The following is an 18,350-nucleotide window of genomic DNA, read 5'->3' on the forward strand; positions in this document are numbered from 1 at the left end:
GCGGCATAAATTAGATTGGAAATCCTATATGCAGCAATTTTTAGCATTAACCTCTCCAGGTATAGAAATATTACTGGCGCAAGAACTTAAAGATTTGAAAGCCGAACAAGTTGTTCAAAAGCCTGAAGGTGTTTATTTTAATTCAACTATCGAGCATGCTTATCACATTTGTCTGCGCTCTCGCTTATCAACGCGCATACTTTTAAAGTTGGGTGAAGGAGATGCGACCAATAAAGATGAACTCTATGCGGTTGCAAAGTCTATAAATTGGTCTGAACTATTTTCGGTAGATAATACCTTTGCTATCGATTTCGTGGGTACCAGTGATGAAATTCGAAACAGTCAGTTTGGTGCTTTAACGGTTAAAGATGCTGTTGTTGACCATTTTCGGGATTTAAACCAAGAACGTCCGTCAGTAGATAAGTCCGCGCCACAGATAAGTTTTCAAGCGCGCTTATTAAAGCAAAAAGTTGTTATTTATTTAGACTTTTCTGGGCGTAGCTTATTCAAACGTGGTTACCGAGAGCATTCAGGTGCCGCACCATTGAAAGAACATTTAGCGGCAGCCATTATTACCCGCTCTGGTTGGTTAGACGACACAACTAAACCTTTAGTCGATCCTATGTGTGGTTCTGGCACCATAGTTATTGAGGCTGTATTAATGGCAGCTGGCTACGCACCGGGTATTGATAGAGCACAATGGGGTTTTGATTTTTGGTTAGGACATCAACCTGAAGCCTGGAAAGCAGCAAAGTCTGCAGCCATTGAGCAATCGCATGTCGGTTTAACTCAACTCAAAGCTAAAGTTTTTGGTGTTGACCTTGATAGCAGAGTATTAAAAACTGCTCAGCAAAATGCTAAAAATGCTGGCGTGCAACGATTTATCGAGTTTTCTTGTAAAAATGCCAATGATATGAAAAATGGCTTTGGACCAAAAGGGGCGATTTTATTCAACCCGCCTTACGGTGAACGAATAGGTGAACTCCCTGAACTAGTAGAAAGCTTTGCCTTGTTAGGGCAGACGTTTAAAGCACAATTTGTTAATTGGCGCATAGCTGTTTTAACGGCCAATGTTGAATTGTTAGCCATGATGAAAATGGTGACTTTAAAGCGCTACAAGTTTAAAAACGGTCCGCTAGATTGCCAATTTGCACTTTATAATTTAGATGACAAGCAAGTATCAAGCAGTAATGTTAATGCTGAATTTGAGCAAAAAGACTCAGATTTTGGTAATCGCTTATTGAAAAATAAAAAGAATTTAAAAAGCTGGCTTAAGCAAGAAAACATTGAGTGTTATCGCTTATATGATGCCGATATTCCTGAATATAATGTTGCTGTCGATGTTTATGGCGACCACCTTGTTATTCACGAATACACAGCGCCGGCTATTATTGAACCAGAAAAAGTTGCTAAAAGATTACAAGAAGTGGTTTACTTCGCGCCGAAAGTGCTTGGCGTTCCTACGGATAAAGTGATTATTAAAACCCGAGCTAAACAAAAAGGTAAAGAACAGTACCAACGTGTTGAGCAAACCAAAAAGTCTATGGTTGTGCATGAATACGGCGCGAAATTAAAAGTGAACCTTTGGGATTACTTAGATACAGGACTGTTTTTAGATCACCGTAAAACTCGTCAAATAGTAGCGAAAAAATCCACAGGCAAATCATTATTAAACCTATTTGCTTATACCGGTTCAGTTTCTTTGCAAGCTGCATTGCATGGCGCGGATACGGTAACAACGGTTGATATGTCGAATACCTATTTAAGTTGGGCACAAGACAATTTTGTATTGAACAATCTTAGTGGTCATAAATATGACTTTATTCAAGCAGATTGTTTACAGTGGCTGAAGAAGAATGAGCAAAAGTTTGATGTGGTGTTTATTGACCCACCGACTTTTTCCAATTCAAAACGTATGGGCGAAAGTTTTGACGTGCAACGTGACCACGTGAGTTTAATCACTGACGGGGTGAATTCACTTGCTGAAGGTGGTGAGTTAATTTTTACCAATAATAAGCGTAATTTTAAAATGGACTTTGATGCTATCGCTGCTTTAGGTTTGAACGTGCAAGAGTTGAGCGATAAAACACGAGATAAAGACTTTCAACGTAACAAGCATATTCACAACAGTTGGTTGATCAAGCGTAAGGCGAGCTAGCATGTCAGTAAAATTTAATCTTTATGGCACAGAAGGCTGTCATTTATGTGAAGACGCTTTGGCATTATGTTTATCAGCAATGCCTGCAGCAGAAGTGCGTGAGGTTGATATTATTGATGACGATAAATTAGTCAAGCTGTATCGTGTTCACATTCCGGTATTAGAACGTCTTTCGGACCAAAAAAAATTATTTTGGCCATTTGAACAGAAACAAATTTTGGAGTTATTGTAGTTTATGGAATTAATTCGTATTTCCCAAGGTGAATTAGCCTTTGGTGAAGACAAAGTCTTAGATAAAGCAGACTTAAGTGTACAAACAGGCGAACGAATTTGTTTGGTCGGTAGAAATGGTGCTGGAAAATCGACATTAATGAAAGTATTAATGGGTTTTCAAACCTTAGATGACGGACAAGTACTTAAATCTAACACTATGCAAGTTGCTATGTTGGAACAAGATCCACCAGAATCTTCTGATATCAGTGTTTTTGATTTTATCGCCCAAGGCGTAAAGGAAAATGCTGATTTAATTAAGCGTTATCATGCGATTATTCATGACGTTACTGAAGATCCATCAGAAAAAAACCTCACTAAAATGGCCACGATTCAAGAACAACTTGAAGTGGCTAACGCTTGGCAGGATGAGCAGCGTATCGAACAAGTGATGACGACTTTAGCGTTGAATCCAGATGATAAAATTTGCGATCTGTCAGGTGGTTGGTTACGTAAGTTAGCGTTAGCTAAAGCCTTAGTGACTGCACCTGATATTTTACTGCTTGATGAGCCTACCAACCATTTAGATATTAAAAGTGTTTTATGGTTAGAGTCATTTTTAAAAGACTTTGCCGGTACCATACTGTTTATTAGTCATGATAGAGCATTTATTCGTGGCGTTTCAACGCGTATTATCGATCTTGATCGCGGTGTTTTGAAAAGCTACCCAGGTAATTATGACTTATATATAGAACAAAAAGCGCATGACTTGCAGGTAGAGTCACAGCAAAACTCATTATTTGATAAGAAATTAGCTGAAGAAGAAGTTTGGATCAGACAAGGTGTAAAAGCGCGACGCACTCGTAACGAAGGTCGAGTAAGAGCTCTTGAGAAACTGAGAGGTGAACGTCAAGCTCGTCGTGAAGTACGCAATCAAAGCACGATGAATATTACTCAAGGCGATCGCTCAGGTAAATTGGTCTTTGAAGCCGAAGATTTAACTATCGCGTTTGACGACAAGGTTATCATCAAAGATTTAGATTTATTAATCACTCGAAATGATCGCATTGCATTTATTGGTGCTAACGGTACGGGTAAATCTACGCTAATCAAGATGATTATGGGTAACCTAGAAGCAACGAGTGGAAAAATGCGTTCAGGGGTTAATTTAGATATTGCCTATTTCGATCAACATCGCGATGCGCTTGATCTTAAGAAAACTGTACAAGAAATTGTGGGTGAAGGTAAGCAAGAAGTCGTAGTAAATGGCAAACCAAGACATGTATTAGGTTACTTGCAAGACTTTCTGTTTAGCCCGAAACGTGCACGTACTCCAGTTAGAGCATTATCTGGTGGTGAAAAGAATCGTTTGTTGCTCGCTCGCTTGTTTTTACGCCCAAGTAATTTATTGATTCTGGATGAGCCAACTAATGATTTGGATATTGAAACATTAGAGTTATTAGAAGAAGTCGTTGCAAATTACGCAGGAACGGTTATTTTAGTGAGCCATGATCGCGACTTTGTTAATAATTGTGTTAGTAGTTGCTTGTACTTTGATGGCAGCGGTCACATTACACAAATTGTTGGTGGTTATGATGATGTTGATAGTTATCTTGAACATAAAGATAAACAACGCCAAGCGATGGCAAAGCCAGTTGTTAAAGCTAACGCAAATGATAAAGTGGTAAAGGCTGAGAATAAAGTCGCTACACCGGCAAAGAAAAAACGCTCATTTAAAGAAAAAAAAGAGCTAGAAGAGCTACCTGGGCAAATTGATGAGCTGGAAAATTTAATTGCACAATTACAAGAAAAAGTGAATCAAGCTGACTTTTTTAGCCAAAGCCAAGAGCAAAGTAATAAAATATTGAACCAGTTAGCCCTAAGTGAGTCCAAACTCGAAGTTGCCTACGCTAGATGGCAAGAATTAGATGATTAATAACGAAAGTGAGTTTAGTAGTTACATGAACAAATTTGTAAAATCAATTTTAGCATTAGGTATCACTAGTGCATTAGGACTATCCGCGGTTAATGCAGCAACATACCAAGTTATTGATAAAGGTAATGTTTCCTCATTAAAATACACCTATTCACAACAAGAAAATAATAATGGTGAAGCTGCTATTTCAGGCACTGATATCTATAATTTTCCGGTTCAGTTTCAATATCTAGATGAAGACGACTTTAACGGTATAGTCACCTTAGCTAATATAAGCCATGAAGGTGTTCATGACTTATTGAATATTGAAGATGAGACTGCTCTGCGCGCAGGAAACCCAACCGCGAATGATCTTTCATGGGTAATTAGGTATCTAAAAGCAAGAGCCGGTAATAGTCTTTATCAGGAAGTTGGCGACATTTTTGCAATGACCAATTTTAATGGTCAAACTGAGCTCTTTAATGTTTTTGATGAAAAGTTTACCGGGACTGATATTTATACCCGTTCTACAAAAGAGTACATAAGTGGTATTACCAACGAAGGTTGGGTATACGGTACTGCATCTGCACCTTACTTGCCGCTGGACTTCACTCAAAGTGATGGAGAAGAAGTAACACACTGGTTGCGTGATTTTACTACACGTGGCTTTTTCTCTTCAGACGGTGGTGCAAGTATTACTGAAGTCATTCCACCTAGTGAGACAGACTTACCTGAAGAACAACGCTTTGGTGGTGAATCAGCCATATTAGACATTAGTGAATCTCACTTTGCGGTTGGTTATGCTAGTACCAGTATTGATCAGAATGCCTTAGATTTTTTTGCTGACGAAACTGGTGGCTGTGCTGACCCTGACGTACTTGATGACTTGCCATTTAAGGCTTGTGTACAACAAGTTATTGAAGACATCTATAATACTGAAGCAATAAAGTGGACGATTGATGAGCAAGGCATTATTACCTCGGAAATATTAGGGCAGTTAGTTACTCCGCATGTTGATGATGTTCGTGAATATGAAAACTATGCCCAAGCCGTTAATAATCAAGGTGTAGCTGTTGGGTACGCTCATGGTTGGGTCGATGAGAATGAAACTGATCCAAGTGCAACCGAACAACGCAGTTTATATGCCGTAGTTTATAAAGACGGTCAAGTTACTGACTTTACTGATGACCATGGTAAATACTTTGATTCACGTGCTTATGATATTAATGATGCTGGTATCGCTATAGGGCATGTTAATACGTTTGTTAATGGTAATCAGAGAACTAAGTTCTACCATGTTGATACCAATGCTGAAACGATGGAAATGATTTTACCAACTGACTTTTTTACGGGTAGTTCAAGTACCGCTCGTGCGATAAATGAAGATGGTAAAATAGTCGGAGAGGGTGAAGTTGAAACGCATAACGACAATAGCAGTACACCAAGAAGAACCCATGGTTTTATCTACGATATTACCAGTAAAGCTTTTACTGATCTAAATGACTATATAGCCTGTGACAGTGATTATACTATTATTGAAGCACGTGATATTAATGACCAGAATGAAATTTCTGCAACTGCATTGATCAGAGTACCTCGCCGTGATTCAAAAGGTGTTTTAATGCTTGATGATAAAGGTGAACAGCAATTTGAAGATGTGGTTCGCGCTGTGACATTAGAGCCTATACCGGGTGAAATTGAAAACTGTAGCGCCGTTGAAGAGAAAGTTGAAAGACAAGGTGCAGGCTTTGGCTTAAGCAGTGTTTTATTGTTAATGCTTGTAGGCTTACGTCGCAGATTTACTAAGCGAGTTAGCTAATTAATCAACTTGCTATTAAACCATTCGATCATCAAATATAGATAAAAATAAAGCCAGCTTTTAGCTGGCTTTATAGTATTTTGGAGAATTTAAAATCAATATTATTGTTTAATTCTTAAGGCTTTCTCACCTCGAGCAATACCAACACAGCCAGATCTGACCGACTCAATAATTTCTGTTTCATTGGCGAGAGTGCAAATAAAAGCATTGATTTTTTCTGCGTTGCCCGTCAATTGAATGGTATAAACTTGTTTGCCAATATCTATGATAGAACCTCTAAAAATATCGGTTATACGCATGACTTCACTGCGTGACTTTTCATTCATTGCTAGCACTTTAATTAACAGTAATTCGCGCTCTACATGACTGCGCTCAGTTAAGTCAGTAATTTTAATGACATCGATGAGCTTGTTTACTTGTTTTACTATCTGTTCAAGTATTTTATCGTTACCTTTGGTGACTATCGTAATACGAGACAAACTGTCATCTTCAGTGGGGGCAACGGTTAAACTTTCAATATTAAATGCTCGTTGAGAAAACAATCCGACAATGCGTGAAAGTGATCCTGCCTCGTTCTCTAATAATATCGCTAAAATTCTGCGCATTAGGCTTTAACTCCTTTTTTAATCCACATTTCATCAATTGCGCCGGTACGTATTTGCATCGGATATACATGCTCATTTTCATCAACTAAGACATCAACAAAAACCAGGCGGTTTTTAATATTAAATGCCTCTTGTATCTTTTCGTCTAATTCATCAAGGTTATTAATTTGCATTCCAACATGACCATAAGACTCTGCTAATTTTACAAAATCAGGTAACGATTCCATATAAGAAGAAGAATGGCGTCCCCCATAAACCATGTCTTGCCATTGGCGCACCATACCTAAAGAACGATTATTCAATGAAATAATGACCACAGGTAAGTTATATTGTAAACAAGTCGATAGCTCTTGAATGTTCATTTGAATTGAACCATCGCCAGTAATACAAATAACATGGCTATCAGGGAAGGCTAATTTTACGCCCATAGCGGCGGGTAAACCAAACCCCATAGTGCCTAAGCCGCCAGAGTTTATCCATTGGCGAGGCTTAGCAAAAGGGTAGTATTGCGCGGCAAACATTTGGTGTTGTCCAACATCAGAGCATACATAGGCTTCACCTTTGGTTGCTTTATACATCGACTCAATAACACGTTGCGGCTTTATCTTTCCATCAGTTTGTTCATAGCTAACACTATTAACCGCTCGCCATTGTGCAATTTGTTGCCACCATGTTTGGTTTACTTCTTGGTTTACACTAAATTGCTTCTCTTCCAACTCATCAAGTAACTGTTTAATGACAATATCGAGTAAACCCACTACAGGAATATGAGCATTGATGGTTTTAGATATTGAAGTTGGATCTATATCAACATGCACAATAGTCGCATCAGGGCAGAATTTTTTAACATTGTTGGTGACACGGTCATCAAACCTTGCCCCTAAAGCGAGAATTACATCAGCATTAGCCATGGCCTTATTGGCTTCTAGGCTACCGTGCATACCTAACATACCAATGAAATTATCATGCAAACCTGATATGGCGCCTAAGCCCATCAAGGTATTGGTAATCGGCGCATTGAGCTTTTCTACTAATTCGGTCAGTAACTCAGCAGCATTAGCTATTATAACGCCGCCACCAGCGTATATAACTAGACGTTTTGCTTTTGTTATCGCTTGAACCGCTTTCTTAATTTGACGATGATGGCCCTTTACGGTTGGGTTGTATGAGCGCATGTTTACTTCTGAGTTAAAGACAAACTCAGCGGTAAATTGTGGCATTAAAATATCTTTGGGTAGCTCGATAACAACCGGGCCAGGTCGACCTGTACTGGCGATATAAAATGCTTTTGCGATAGTGTTTGGAATATCGACAACACTACGACAGTTAAAGCTATGTTTTACAATTGGGCGCGAGCAACCCACAATATCGGTTTCTTGAAATGCGTCGTCACCGATCAAACCCGTTGGCACTTGGCCTGATAGCACGACCATCGGTATGGAGTCCATGTAGGCTGTAGCTATTCCAGTAATGCAATTAGTTGCACCAGGACCTGATGTTGCTAACACAACACCGACTTCGCCTGTAGCGCGAGCAAAACCATCTGCCATATGTGTTGCCGCTTGTTCATGACGAACGAGTATGTGCTCTACATCGTCTTGTCGAAACAGTGCATCATAAATGTCTAATACTGTTCCGCCTGGATAGCCAAACAAGTATTTTACCTTAAGTGCTGCCAAGGTTTTTACTACCAGTTCAGCACCTGAGAATAGCTCTTTTGTCATATGTAATCCCTTTAATAAATCGATAAATAGCGATAAAAAAACCCCCGTTCTTTTCAGAGCGAGGGTTTATTGTTTATATTTTTACTTTATTTTTACACACAATATCGACCACGCTTTGGTTTTAAGACCAAGACGACAACGAGGAGAGATAAAAGCGTGTTTACGAAGTTCATATTAAAATATTGTGTAAAAAGTAATAGCTACAGTTTTAAGGGGTTTAGCTATAACTGTCAATGAAAAGTTAGTAATTATTTATAAGTATTTATTATTTGTTATAGCTCAAGATATAATTTTGTCATTAATTTAACGTTTGTCTGGTCATATAATGAGATATGCGTTATTCAGTAGATAAGTTAAGTTATTCAAATTGAGCGTTGAACTTGTTACCACCTGTAGCGATATTTTAAGATAGGCTTTATATGAAAACTGACTGTAATTGTTTTTTATTCTGTCTAACTCTGTCTAATAACGTGAAGTCGTTACATTTTTCAACAGCTTATTAACGTATTTATGATAGGCTGTTATAACAAGTTTTAAACACCTCAAAGTTATATGGAAGGATTTATGTTAAAAAATAAACTAATCATAATGTTAGCACTTGTCAGTGCAATGGCCGGCTGTGTATCAACGCAACAAGCTAGAGTTGACTTTGATCGCAATAGTGAGATAACTACATCGCATTATAAAACATTCGCGTGGCTTAATGAGACAAAGGCGCTAGCCGAGTCTGTTGATGCTAATCCAGTAATGAAAGTTAGAATTGATAACGCCATTGAACAGGCTTTTATCGCCAAAGGCTACCAATTAGTTAAAGAAGCAGAGCAGGCTGACTTTACAATTTCATATACTATGGGTAGTAGAGATAAAGTTAAAGTTGATTCTTTACCTGTTATGTATCGCACTAGCTTTATGTGGGGACATAGTTACTACGGTGGCATAGGCATGGGTTCTGATACGCGTATGCGTAATTATACTGAAGGAAAATTAGCGATAGATGTATATGATGTGAAAAGCCACCAGCCTGTATGGCATGGTTGGGCCGTAAAACGTCTTAAGACTTCTGAACAAGATAACCCAAGTAAAGCGATTAAAATGGTCGTTGAGCAGGTTGTTGCGCAGTTTTAGGCTAGAGAGTTAAATAAAGCATTTTTAAAGCGCAGACTATCAGCGCTTTTTTGTTTTTAATAAATTTAATTTATCAATCACCATGTATATTTTCTATTCGGAGCTAATATTAATCAACTTGGTGTTAATTTGTATAATACCAAATGTAATAAGTTATTGACCAATTTTAAGCGAGGATAAATTGTTCAAGAATACATGTTTATTGTTCCAGACTAAACATAAGTACCTGCATGCCTGCAGGCAAGGCGTTTGATTGATTAGGGCATGGATGCCCGTAAGTAGAACAATGCAGGAGCAATTGTCGAGTAATAGCGGGCGTGTGTGATTGAAAACAACGCAGTTATTGACGATTTAAACCGCCTTAAAATGATCGATTATTTATTTCAATTGGTATAAGTGTTTTATCGATAAAAGTGAGGGATATATGAAACCACTAATTTTTATGACTTTCGCAGCATTCGCTTGGTTGGTTTACGTGCCTGCAAGCCAGAGTGCTAATTTAGCTAGCAGTATATGTGAATACGTTGCAGTTGATGAGAAAGGGCGCTTAAGAAAACTACTTAAATCAAACCGGTTAAAATTGCGCAATGTGTTTAAGGACGTGAGTTGCGACAACGATAATATATTGGTTTTTGCTGCGAAAAAAAATGCCAACGAAATTGGTCAACTTCTGATTAAAAAACTCCCCAAAGCTGTTATAGCAAGTGAATTAGAAAATTTAATCAGTTTATCCCCACAATTAGCTGAGCTAGCGAAAGCACGTATAAATTAATGCTAATACGCGCTTGAGTTAATGTGTCTCATCTAAGTTTTAAATGGATGTTCAACGAGATTGAATGTCGTGTTGTTCTCACCAAAAATATAGACATTACATTGTTGCCAAGTATCTGGGATTGTCCATGTGTTGTTGCTTTCTATGGAATAAACGTGGCGTTTATTCGCACATCGAATATCCATCTTAGTTAACTTTCCGGTGATATTGCTCAGGGTGAATTCATTTCGCACGAGTGCATAGCGCCAATAATCATTACTGCGAATATCGCCACTCACCACAAGCGCTTTTTCTGACTCAACAAACTCGTCCATACGTTCTATTAGCACTTGGTAATCAGCTAAATAAGTTTCATCACCCGCAATTTTTTTAAGGTAATTGAATGTGCTGTATGCTGCTTTTAATTGGTTTAATTTTATTTGTAAAATGAACTTCTGCTTAAGTAAAGATACTAGCTGTTGGTTATTCTCGGGATCTGAAGAAAACAGGACTTTATTTAGATGAGAAAGTTGTAGGGCTGGGTCATCTATGTCACTCGCATATTGCGCACTAAGTAATTGTAAAAAATTATTTTCAGATAAATGCATATACTTTATCTTCTCAAATTTGGCTAACAGTTGCTTTACTTCGGCATAATCTTTTTCTGCTAAGGCGGATTTTGTCTTGTTATATAAGCTTCTAAAGCGTTTAGTTGCCCCATTAGTTCCGTTTTTTTGTTTATGCATCTTAAAGCTAAGTTGCACACTGTTAGCGCATTGCTGTATTGGCTCGCCATTTTCCATTGCTGGCTGATATTGCCACTTCATTATTGCTTTTTTAGCCGCGAGGGTGATGTCTTTACTGCCCGATGTTTCTTGTGTTATTACATTAGAAACACTACCGTCTTTTTCAATGATAAAACTAAATCTAGCCCAACCTTCACGACCGTTTCTAGCGGCATCTACCGGATATCGGGGCTCAACTCTAACTTTAGGCGTAGGTTCAGTGGATGTACTAAGGTGCTGAGACAGCTCAAAAGCGGAAACACTATTGCAAAGCAACATTACGGGCAGGAATTTAACAATCGTTTTGTTCATTTGAACATCCGTGTAAGTATTATTAATTTTAATTAACACATTTATAACATTTTACATGCTGATTTGTAATCTATAACCTAGTTTTATTTAGCGACTGAATTTAGCTGTACGAGTTAATTAAATCAGTAATTTTTTTCGCTGTTTCTATCGGCTCTTCCATCGGAAAACAATGATGCTGACCAAAGGTCTGCCATTGTATAATATGATTGATTTTTGAGGCTCTTTTAACGGCTTTCGGAATGAAGAAATAACTTTTCTTTGCTATTAATATTTCTACCGGAATATCAACTTTGTATATTGCTCGCCATAATCCTTTTGGGTAAGAGCCGAAAATGGAAGCTTCCCAACTTGGCTGACAGTTAAGTTGTACAGAATTATCCTGACGTGTATTTGAGGAAGATTCACAATAATCGCTGATCACTTGTGGATGCCAGCTTTTATAAAAAGATTTATTGGCAATACTTTCTTTCATGGCCGCTAAACTTGACCATGTTGCATTTCGATTAGCAACCGATTTTACTAATGCTCTTTGTCGCCATGTTCCTGTTGCACGCATTAGTTGCTGCGCGATAATCATTTCAGTTTGAAATAATACGGGGTCTAACAAAATAATTTCACTGAATAAATCAGGATATTTAACGGCCGCAAAGAGTGTTAAAACTCCGCCCATTGAGTGACCAATGCCAATCAATGGGCCATTTTCTTTTACATTGGCCTGCTGATAAATAGCATCTGCGATAGTATTTGCCATTTTTGGCCAGTTGGGCATTTTTGTCGTTGGCTGTGTTGAACCACCATGTCCAGGGACATCGGTTAACCAAATTGACCAGTCTTGCGGGAATTGTGAAGCCATAGCCGCTAAGGTCATGGCTGAAAAGCCTGTTCCGTGCAGTAAGTGGATACGATTAGCATTTTTAGCTCCCGCCCGGTAATAGCCATTAACCGTCATTTGACTGTTAGATTTTTGCTGCCATTGTTCAATGTTTTCAAGCTCAAGAGGGCTAGAGAGTGGCATGCTTTTGGAAGATGAACATTCAGACATTGGTTTTTATCTACTCATTATTTCGTGTAAGTAAGATATCAACTTACTTAACGGTTGTGAATGTTGTTTATAAGAATTGTTGAATAAATTAACCCAGGATATTATGGTAACTGCCTGAGTTTTAGCCAAATACTAATAATAAAATCCGTTTATAAGGTCATTCGACGTCATTATGATACAGATGACTTTATGATTCGAAAAAATACTACAAGGTATGTCAATGTTTAGTAAGTCCATGTTTAGTAAATTAATGTTTAGTAAAGCAATCTTTAATAAATCAATAGTCGCTTTTATATTGAGTATTGTATTGACGCAAGTGAGTACAGCAAAGACGCAAGTAAATACAGAAAGTGACCATGTTAATGCGAATAGTATTGCCCAGCAGTGTTATTCGGCTAAATGGAATAAGCAAAAATTACTCGGCTTAGCTGAGCAGAACTTTATCATTGAAAATGAGTTGGAACGTGCTGAATTGGCCATGCAATTATTACATTGCTTGGCTATCCCACAACCTGAAATTCGTGATGGTGTCGCCTTTGCTGGTCTTTCAAAATGGTTGAGGGGAGATAAATTATCCCGTGATGTACATCAGTTAATGTTTACAACTTTAATTGAAAACTTTGGCGCTGAAACAAATGACGAAAATGATGTTTATCAGCCCTTTGTCGCATTAGTGTTAGTTGAATTAGCACGTGTTGATCGAAAATCGCCTTACTTAAATCTAGAGCAACGAGACTTATTGGTGTCAAAAAGCACAGCTTTCATGAGCAATACCAATGATTATCGTGGTTTCGATGAAGTCATTGGTTGGCGACATAATGTCGCACATACTGCTGATATATTTCTCCAATTAGCCTTAAACCCAGCAATTAATAAAGCGCAGTTAACCCAGATGTTAAATGCCATAGGAGAGCAGGTGCTTGCGAAAAATACGCACTTTTATATTTATGGCGAACCTGAACGTTTGTCTACAGCGCTGCTTTATATTCTACTGAAAAATCAGCACAGTGAACAAGATTGGCAGCGCTGGTTACAGCGTTACATCACTCCAAGTCCGCTTAAAAGTTGGCAACAAGTCTACACCAGCCAACAAGGCTTAGCTCAGCTGCACAATGCGCGTGCGTTTTTAGGCGCGGTATTTGCCTCAATAGCCGATAGTAATAATGAAAAACTGAAAATGCTAAAACCAGCATTAGTCAATGCCTTTGATAATTTGCCATAAAATAGACCTTTAGTCTTAAAAACGTCTTCATTTTATATTTATCGTGTCATAGCTTAAATAAAACAGGTGGCAACTTTACTCGATAATATCCAAAATAAAGCGCATAAATCGTGCTTTAAGCGCATAAGTGAGGATATATTTCGCGATCATAGCCGAATTTATATTCTTTAGGTGCGCTTGGGTTAATTCTATTGATATAATATCTTCAATTACATTATTTAAATTTTATTATTTTTAGGGGTTCTGTGGATGTCGGAAGTAGAAAACCGTCCAACCAATTTTATTCGTCAAATTATTGATGCCGATCTTGCTAGTGGTAAGCATAGTAAAGTACAAACACGTTTTCCGCCTGAGCCAAATGGTTTTTTACATATTGGTCATGCGAAATCCATTTGTTTAAACTTTGGTATTGCGCAAGATTACCAGGGTTTATGTAACTTGCGTTTTGACGATACTAACCCTGAAAAAGAAGATATTGATTTCGTAAATTCTATTCAAGCCGATGTTAAGTGGTTGGGTTTTGAATGGGCGGGCGATATCCATTATTCTTCAGATTATTTTGACCGTTTGTATGGTTATGCTGTTGAGCTTATCGAAAAAGGTTTAGCTTACGTTTGTTTTTTAAATGCCGAAGAAACGCGCGAGTATCGTGGTACGTTGAAGCAACCAGGTAAAAACAGTCCTTATCGTGAAACGTCAGTTGACGAAAACTTAGCTTTATTTGAAAAAATGAAAGCGGGTGACTTTAAGGAAGGGCAGTGTGCCCTACGTGCTAAAATCGACATGGCATCAAGCTTCATGTGCATGCGCGATCCAGTAATTTATCGAGTTAAATTTGCCCATCATCACCAAACAGGTGATAAATGGTGTATTTATCCAATGTACGATTTTACGCATTGTATTTCTGATGCCATTGAAGGTATTACGCATTCAATATGTACCTTAGAATTTCAAGATAATCGTCGTTTGTATGACTGGGTGATTGAAAATATTTCGATAGAAACCACACCACGACAGTACGAGTTTTCACGCTTGAACCTTGAATATACTGTGATGAGTAAACGTAAATTAAATAGCCTGGTAGAAGATAAGCTAGTTAGCGGCTGGGATGATCCTCGTATGCCAACTATTGCTGGATTTCGTCGCAAAGGCTTTACGCCAGGTTCATTACGAGAATTTGCGAAGCGCATTGGCGTAACGAAAATGGATAACACAGTCGAAATGAGTGTGTTAGATGCATGTATTCGCGAAGATTTAAACGACAATGCACCACGCGCTATGGCGGTTCTAGACCCAATTAAATTGGTGATTGAAAACTATCCTGACGATAAAGTTGAAAATCTTGATGTTAAGAATCACCCAAGTGATGAAAGTCATGGTTCTCGCGTTGTGCCATTTGCTAAAACGCTTTACATTGAAGCAGAAGATTTTCGTGAAGAAGCCAATAAAAAGTATAAGCGTTTAGTGTTAGACAAAGCCGTGCGTTTACGTGGTGCTTATGTTGTTACCGCTACCCGTTGTGATAAAGATGCAGAAGGTAACGTAACGACGGTTTATTGCCAATATGATCCTGAAACTTTAGGTAAAAACCCGACTGACGGCACTAAGCCTAAAGGTGTTATTCATTGGGTTGCGGCTGAGCAAAGTCTTGATGCAGAAATTCGTTTGTATGAACGTTTATTTACCGTGCCAAACCCAGGTGCTGCAGAAGATTTTCATTCAGTGATTAACCCTGATTCATTGACTATCATCAATTCGAAAGTTGAACCTTATCTAGCGAATGCAAAACCTGAACAAGCATTTCAGTTTGAGCGCCAAGGTTACTTTTGTTTAGATAATAAAATATCAGCAGAAGATACTGCTGCAGGTAAGCTAGTATTCAACCGCACGGTTGGTCTTCGCGATACTTGGGAAAAAAAGTCAGCTTAGTGATTAGTGATTAGTGATTAGTTACTAGTTAACTAAGCCGCAACAAAAAAGCTCATAAGATAATACTTATGAGCTTTTTTATTTTCAAACTATCGCAGTTTACTGACAGCTATTACGTGAGCGTCGGCTAATGAACACCTTGAATTTAAATCGTACTCAGGTTTGCATTATATTTATATTCTTCTAGTATTGTTGGTGTTGGCAACAACACCAAGCAGGATGCTGGGTTATGGATACTTCAGGATGAAGTGCGGTGGCATGGAGCCACTACAAGGACGAATAAAACAGGGAGTGTTGATCATGGATGATTTCCTCTGTTTTCCCCCACAAACTTTCTCTACACTTTATTAAGTTTTACGTTCCAAGGTAATAATGCGTTAATGTCGAGTGTTGAGTTGGTTAATTGCTCAAGGCAATGCATGAGATAATCAAACGGGACTAAATCATTCGCTTTTGCTGTTTCTATCATCGAGTAAAGCATCGCACTGGTGTTTGCGCCATTCGCGGTGTTTGAGAATAACCAGTTTTTTCGACCAATCACAAACGGTTTCACGGCACGCTCTGCACGGTTATTGTCGATACTTAGCTCACCATTTTCAATATAACGACTGAGTTTATGGCGTTGATTTTTACAGTATTGAATAGCCTTACCTAAGGCTGTTTTGGGTGGCACGTTGGCTTTTTCTAACCATTGATAAAACTGTACGAGTATAGGCTTAGCTTTTTCCTGGCGCTGTTGATACTTTTCCTGCGCCGTTTTATCTTTTATTTGTGTTTCTAATCGATACAGCTTTTGAATATGGCTCAGCGCCATATTCGCCTTACCTGTTTTTCCTTTTGGTTGTGCGATGTCTGCTTCTTTAAATTTTCGACGCGCGTGTGCCCAACACCCCGCGAGGGTTGCTTGCGTTTTTTCATAACCCGCATAGCCATCCACTTGCAAATAGCCCGTATATCCATTGAGATAATCAACCGGACATTGCCCCGCACGACTAGATTGATAATCAAAAAGCACAATATTAGGCACATCACTGTGCACAGGCGTATCACTGCCCGTGCAGTAGAGCCACATATAGCACTTAGCTTTATCTTCATTAATCACGTTAAGCGTGGTTTCATCCGCTTGAATAACATATTGCTGTAAGAGCGTTTTCTTTAACTGTTCATAAAGCGGCTTAAATAGTTCGCTGCATTTCATCATCCACTCGCTCATCGTCTGCCGGCTTAATGCAATACCGTATTGCTTAAACAAGCTTTCTTGGCGATAAAGCGGCAATGCATATTGATATTTACTGGTGATGATTTGACTTAACAATGACGGCGTTGCAAACCCTTTAGGTATTGGGCTGAGAGGGACACGTGCACTTTTAACGTGCGTGCTAACACCTTCTTTTTCACATGTTCGACAACTGTATTTGAGTCGTACATGCTCAATCACTTTAACTTTTGCCGGAATAAACTCAAGCTTCTCACTGCGCGATTCACCCATAGGATGCAATGACTCACCACAGCAGTCACAGGTCTTTTCTGTGTCGCTTAAATCATGAATTATAATTTCACGCTCAAGCGTTTTAGGGAGCTTTTGTCTCACCGGTTTTTTCTTAACAACTGCAGGGGTTGACTCAACCGTTGCTAAAACCTCATCAAGGACGACTTCGACTTCATTAAACAAATCACCTTGTGCAGGATGACCTTCACTTCGCACACCAAAGCGTTGCTGTTGAGCAAGGCGGAACTGCTCCTCCAGAAACTGCAATCTCGCGGCCTGGTTAGCTGATTGCTTACGCTCAGCCAACAGCATCGCTTTGAGCTGTTCAATGTTATTGGGTAAGGATTGCGCGTCATCATTCATGGACTTATTTTATCAATAAATCACACTAACTTGTTGGCTTTATTAAGATTATTTCGTGATCAATAAATGCTGCTTATGATCACATGTTATAAGGCAACCGTGTCATAACGAATAGCTTGATGTCCCAGCACATCAAAGCCGTTAAACAGCCAATGCAATTGCTGCTCAGATAAATCAAGTGATGTTGAAGTAAGTTTATTGGGCCATTTAAACTTGTCTTTTTCAAGCCGTTTATACCACAAAGCAAAACCGGTTTTATCCCAATACAACACCTTAAGTTTATCTCGCCCTTTATTGCAAAACACAAAGACGCTGCCGGTTAGCGGTGATACTTGCATTTGTTGTTCAACAATCATGACTAAGCCATTGATAGATTTTCTAAAATCAACGACGTTACGATAAAGATAGACCTCTGGCACATCAACAAACATTTTCATTGGGATAACCCGCTAAGTAACTTATCCATAATGGCCTGTGATGTACTACAAAGTAGCGGTAAATCAGCAAGTGGCATGATGAGTTTTATGTTTTGCATGAGCTGATTTATCAGCTGTATCGTGTGAAGGGAAATAATGTGGCCTTGGATGACGCTGCCTTCATCACGTTGTGTGAGGTCCATTTCGCTGTGCGTACAAAGGGATGCCTGATGTAAGTAAGTCAAGCGATTACATGGCGGTTTAGCTAAACCAAAGGTGTTTGTTTTATCAACGGGGTACTGGCAATCATTAAATACTTTGTGTGTCATAAGTTACTCCAAAATTAAATTGAAACAACTGTAAGGTGAAAAGCGACTAAATATAATGTGCTATTGGGCAGACGCTCACGCTATTACTTTATAACTGACAGCTTAAAACTGAAAGCTGACAGCTACTATTTTTACTGACAGCTATTACTTTTTTTT

General features: G+C 38.6%; 15 protein-coding genes. 8 read left to right on the forward strand and 7 right to left on the reverse strand.

What is annotated here, in order from left to right; all coding sequences use genetic code 11:
• Positions 1-28 precede the first annotated feature (28 nt).
• From rlmKL to A3Q33_RS15360, 4 genes are read left to right on the forward strand one after another with little or no spacing between them, the layout of a single operon-like run.
• Entirely contained in the window at positions 29-2,158 is a 2,130-nt protein-coding gene (gene rlmKL / locus A3Q33_RS15345; protein ID WP_081180698.1) for a bifunctional 23S rRNA (guanine(2069)-N(7))-methyltransferase RlmK/23S rRNA (guanine(2445)-N(2))-methyltransferase RlmL, read from the forward strand.
• Between the two features lies 1 nt (position 2,159).
• Complete coding sequence (locus A3Q33_RS15350; RefSeq protein ID WP_081180699.1) at positions 2,160-2,390, forward strand: glutaredoxin family protein; 231 nt, start codon at positions 2,160-2,162, stop codon at positions 2,388-2,390.
• A 3-nt stretch (positions 2,391-2,393) separates the two neighbouring features.
• Complete coding sequence (gene uup / locus A3Q33_RS15355) at positions 2,394-4,304, forward strand: ATP-binding cassette ATPase Uup (protein WP_081180700.1); 1,911 nt, start codon at positions 2,394-2,396, stop codon at positions 4,302-4,304.
• Positions 4,305-4,329: 25 nt separating this feature from the next.
• The gene (locus A3Q33_RS15360; RefSeq protein ID WP_081182667.1) at positions 4,330-6,102 is read left to right on the forward strand and encodes a DUF3466 family protein; all 1,773 of its coding nucleotides are present in this window, start codon (positions 4,330-4,332) and stop codon (positions 6,100-6,102) included.
• Between the two features lie 101 nt (positions 6,103-6,203).
• On the opposite strand, the gene ilvN is transcribed toward A3Q33_RS15360, so the two are convergent.
• Both ilvN and A3Q33_RS15370 read right to left on the reverse strand, forming a co-directional pair.
• Entirely contained in the window at positions 6,204-6,707 is a 504-nt protein-coding gene (gene ilvN, locus A3Q33_RS15365; RefSeq protein ID WP_081180701.1) for an acetolactate synthase small subunit, read from the reverse strand.
• Positions 6,707-8,431: an acetolactate synthase 3 large subunit gene (locus tag A3Q33_RS15370; protein WP_081180702.1), complete on the reverse strand. Its 1,725-nt coding sequence runs from the start codon at positions 8,429-8,431 to the stop codon at positions 6,707-6,709. The genes ilvN and A3Q33_RS15370 overlap by 1 nt, the downstream gene beginning before the upstream one ends.
• A gap of 564 nt (positions 8,432-8,995) precedes the next feature.
• Between A3Q33_RS15370 and A3Q33_RS15375 the strand changes: the two genes are divergently transcribed.
• Positions 8,996-9,556 (forward strand): DUF4136 domain-containing protein, encoded by a 561-nt coding sequence (locus A3Q33_RS15375; RefSeq protein WP_081180703.1) that lies wholly within the window; start codon positions 8,996-8,998, stop codon positions 9,554-9,556.
• Positions 9,557-9,980: 424 nt separating this feature from the next.
• Positions 9,981-10,328, forward strand: coding sequence for a DUF3718 domain-containing protein (locus A3Q33_RS15380; RefSeq protein WP_081180704.1), 348 nt, complete (start codon positions 9,981-9,983; stop codon positions 10,326-10,328).
• Positions 10,329-10,360: 32 nt separating this feature from the next.
• On the opposite strand, the gene A3Q33_RS15385 is transcribed toward A3Q33_RS15380, so the two are convergent.
• The gene (locus A3Q33_RS15385) at positions 10,361-11,404 is read right to left on the reverse strand and encodes an energy transducer TonB (protein WP_081180705.1); all 1,044 of its coding nucleotides are present in this window, start codon (positions 11,402-11,404) and stop codon (positions 10,361-10,363) included.
• A 100-nt stretch (positions 11,405-11,504) separates the two neighbouring features.
• On the reverse strand, positions 11,505-12,446 hold the full coding sequence (locus A3Q33_RS15390; protein ID WP_081180706.1) for an alpha/beta fold hydrolase: 942 nt from the start codon (positions 12,444-12,446) through the stop codon (positions 11,505-11,507).
• Positions 12,447-12,666: 220 nt separating this feature from the next.
• Here A3Q33_RS15390 and A3Q33_RS15395 point away from each other — a divergent pair, with 220 nt between their 5' ends.
• Positions 12,667-13,668, forward strand: a complete 1,002-nt coding sequence (locus A3Q33_RS15395) for a DUF2785 domain-containing protein (RefSeq protein WP_196797976.1) — start codon at positions 12,667-12,669, stop codon at positions 13,666-13,668.
• 249 nt (positions 13,669-13,917) lie between these two features.
• Positions 13,918-15,597: a glutamine--tRNA ligase gene (gene glnS, locus A3Q33_RS15400; protein ID WP_081180708.1), complete on the forward strand. Its 1,680-nt coding sequence runs from the start codon at positions 13,918-13,920 to the stop codon at positions 15,595-15,597.
• A gap of 337 nt (positions 15,598-15,934) precedes the next feature.
• Here the strand turns inward: glnS and tnpC are convergent, their stop codons facing one another.
• From tnpC to A3Q33_RS15415, 3 genes are all read right to left on the reverse strand, one after another.
• On the reverse strand, positions 15,935-17,449 hold the full coding sequence (tnpC, locus tag A3Q33_RS15405) for an IS66 family transposase (RefSeq protein ID WP_081177979.1): 1,515 nt from the start codon (positions 17,447-17,449) through the stop codon (positions 15,935-15,937).
• A gap of 86 nt (positions 17,450-17,535) precedes the next feature.
• Positions 17,536-17,886, reverse strand: a complete 351-nt coding sequence (gene tnpB / locus A3Q33_RS15410) for an IS66 family insertion sequence element accessory protein TnpB (RefSeq protein ID WP_081177981.1) — start codon at positions 17,884-17,886, stop codon at positions 17,536-17,538.
• Positions 17,883-18,194, reverse strand: coding sequence for a hypothetical protein (locus A3Q33_RS15415; RefSeq protein WP_081177983.1), 312 nt, complete (start codon positions 18,192-18,194; stop codon positions 17,883-17,885). Before A3Q33_RS15415 ends, tnpB begins: the two co-directional genes overlap by 4 nt.
• Positions 18,195-18,350: the final 156 nt, after the last annotated feature.

This window comes from Colwellia sp. PAMC 21821, assembly GCF_002077175.1.
In the GTDB taxonomy this organism is placed as follows: domain Bacteria; phylum Pseudomonadota; class Gammaproteobacteria; order Enterobacterales; family Alteromonadaceae; genus Cognaticolwellia.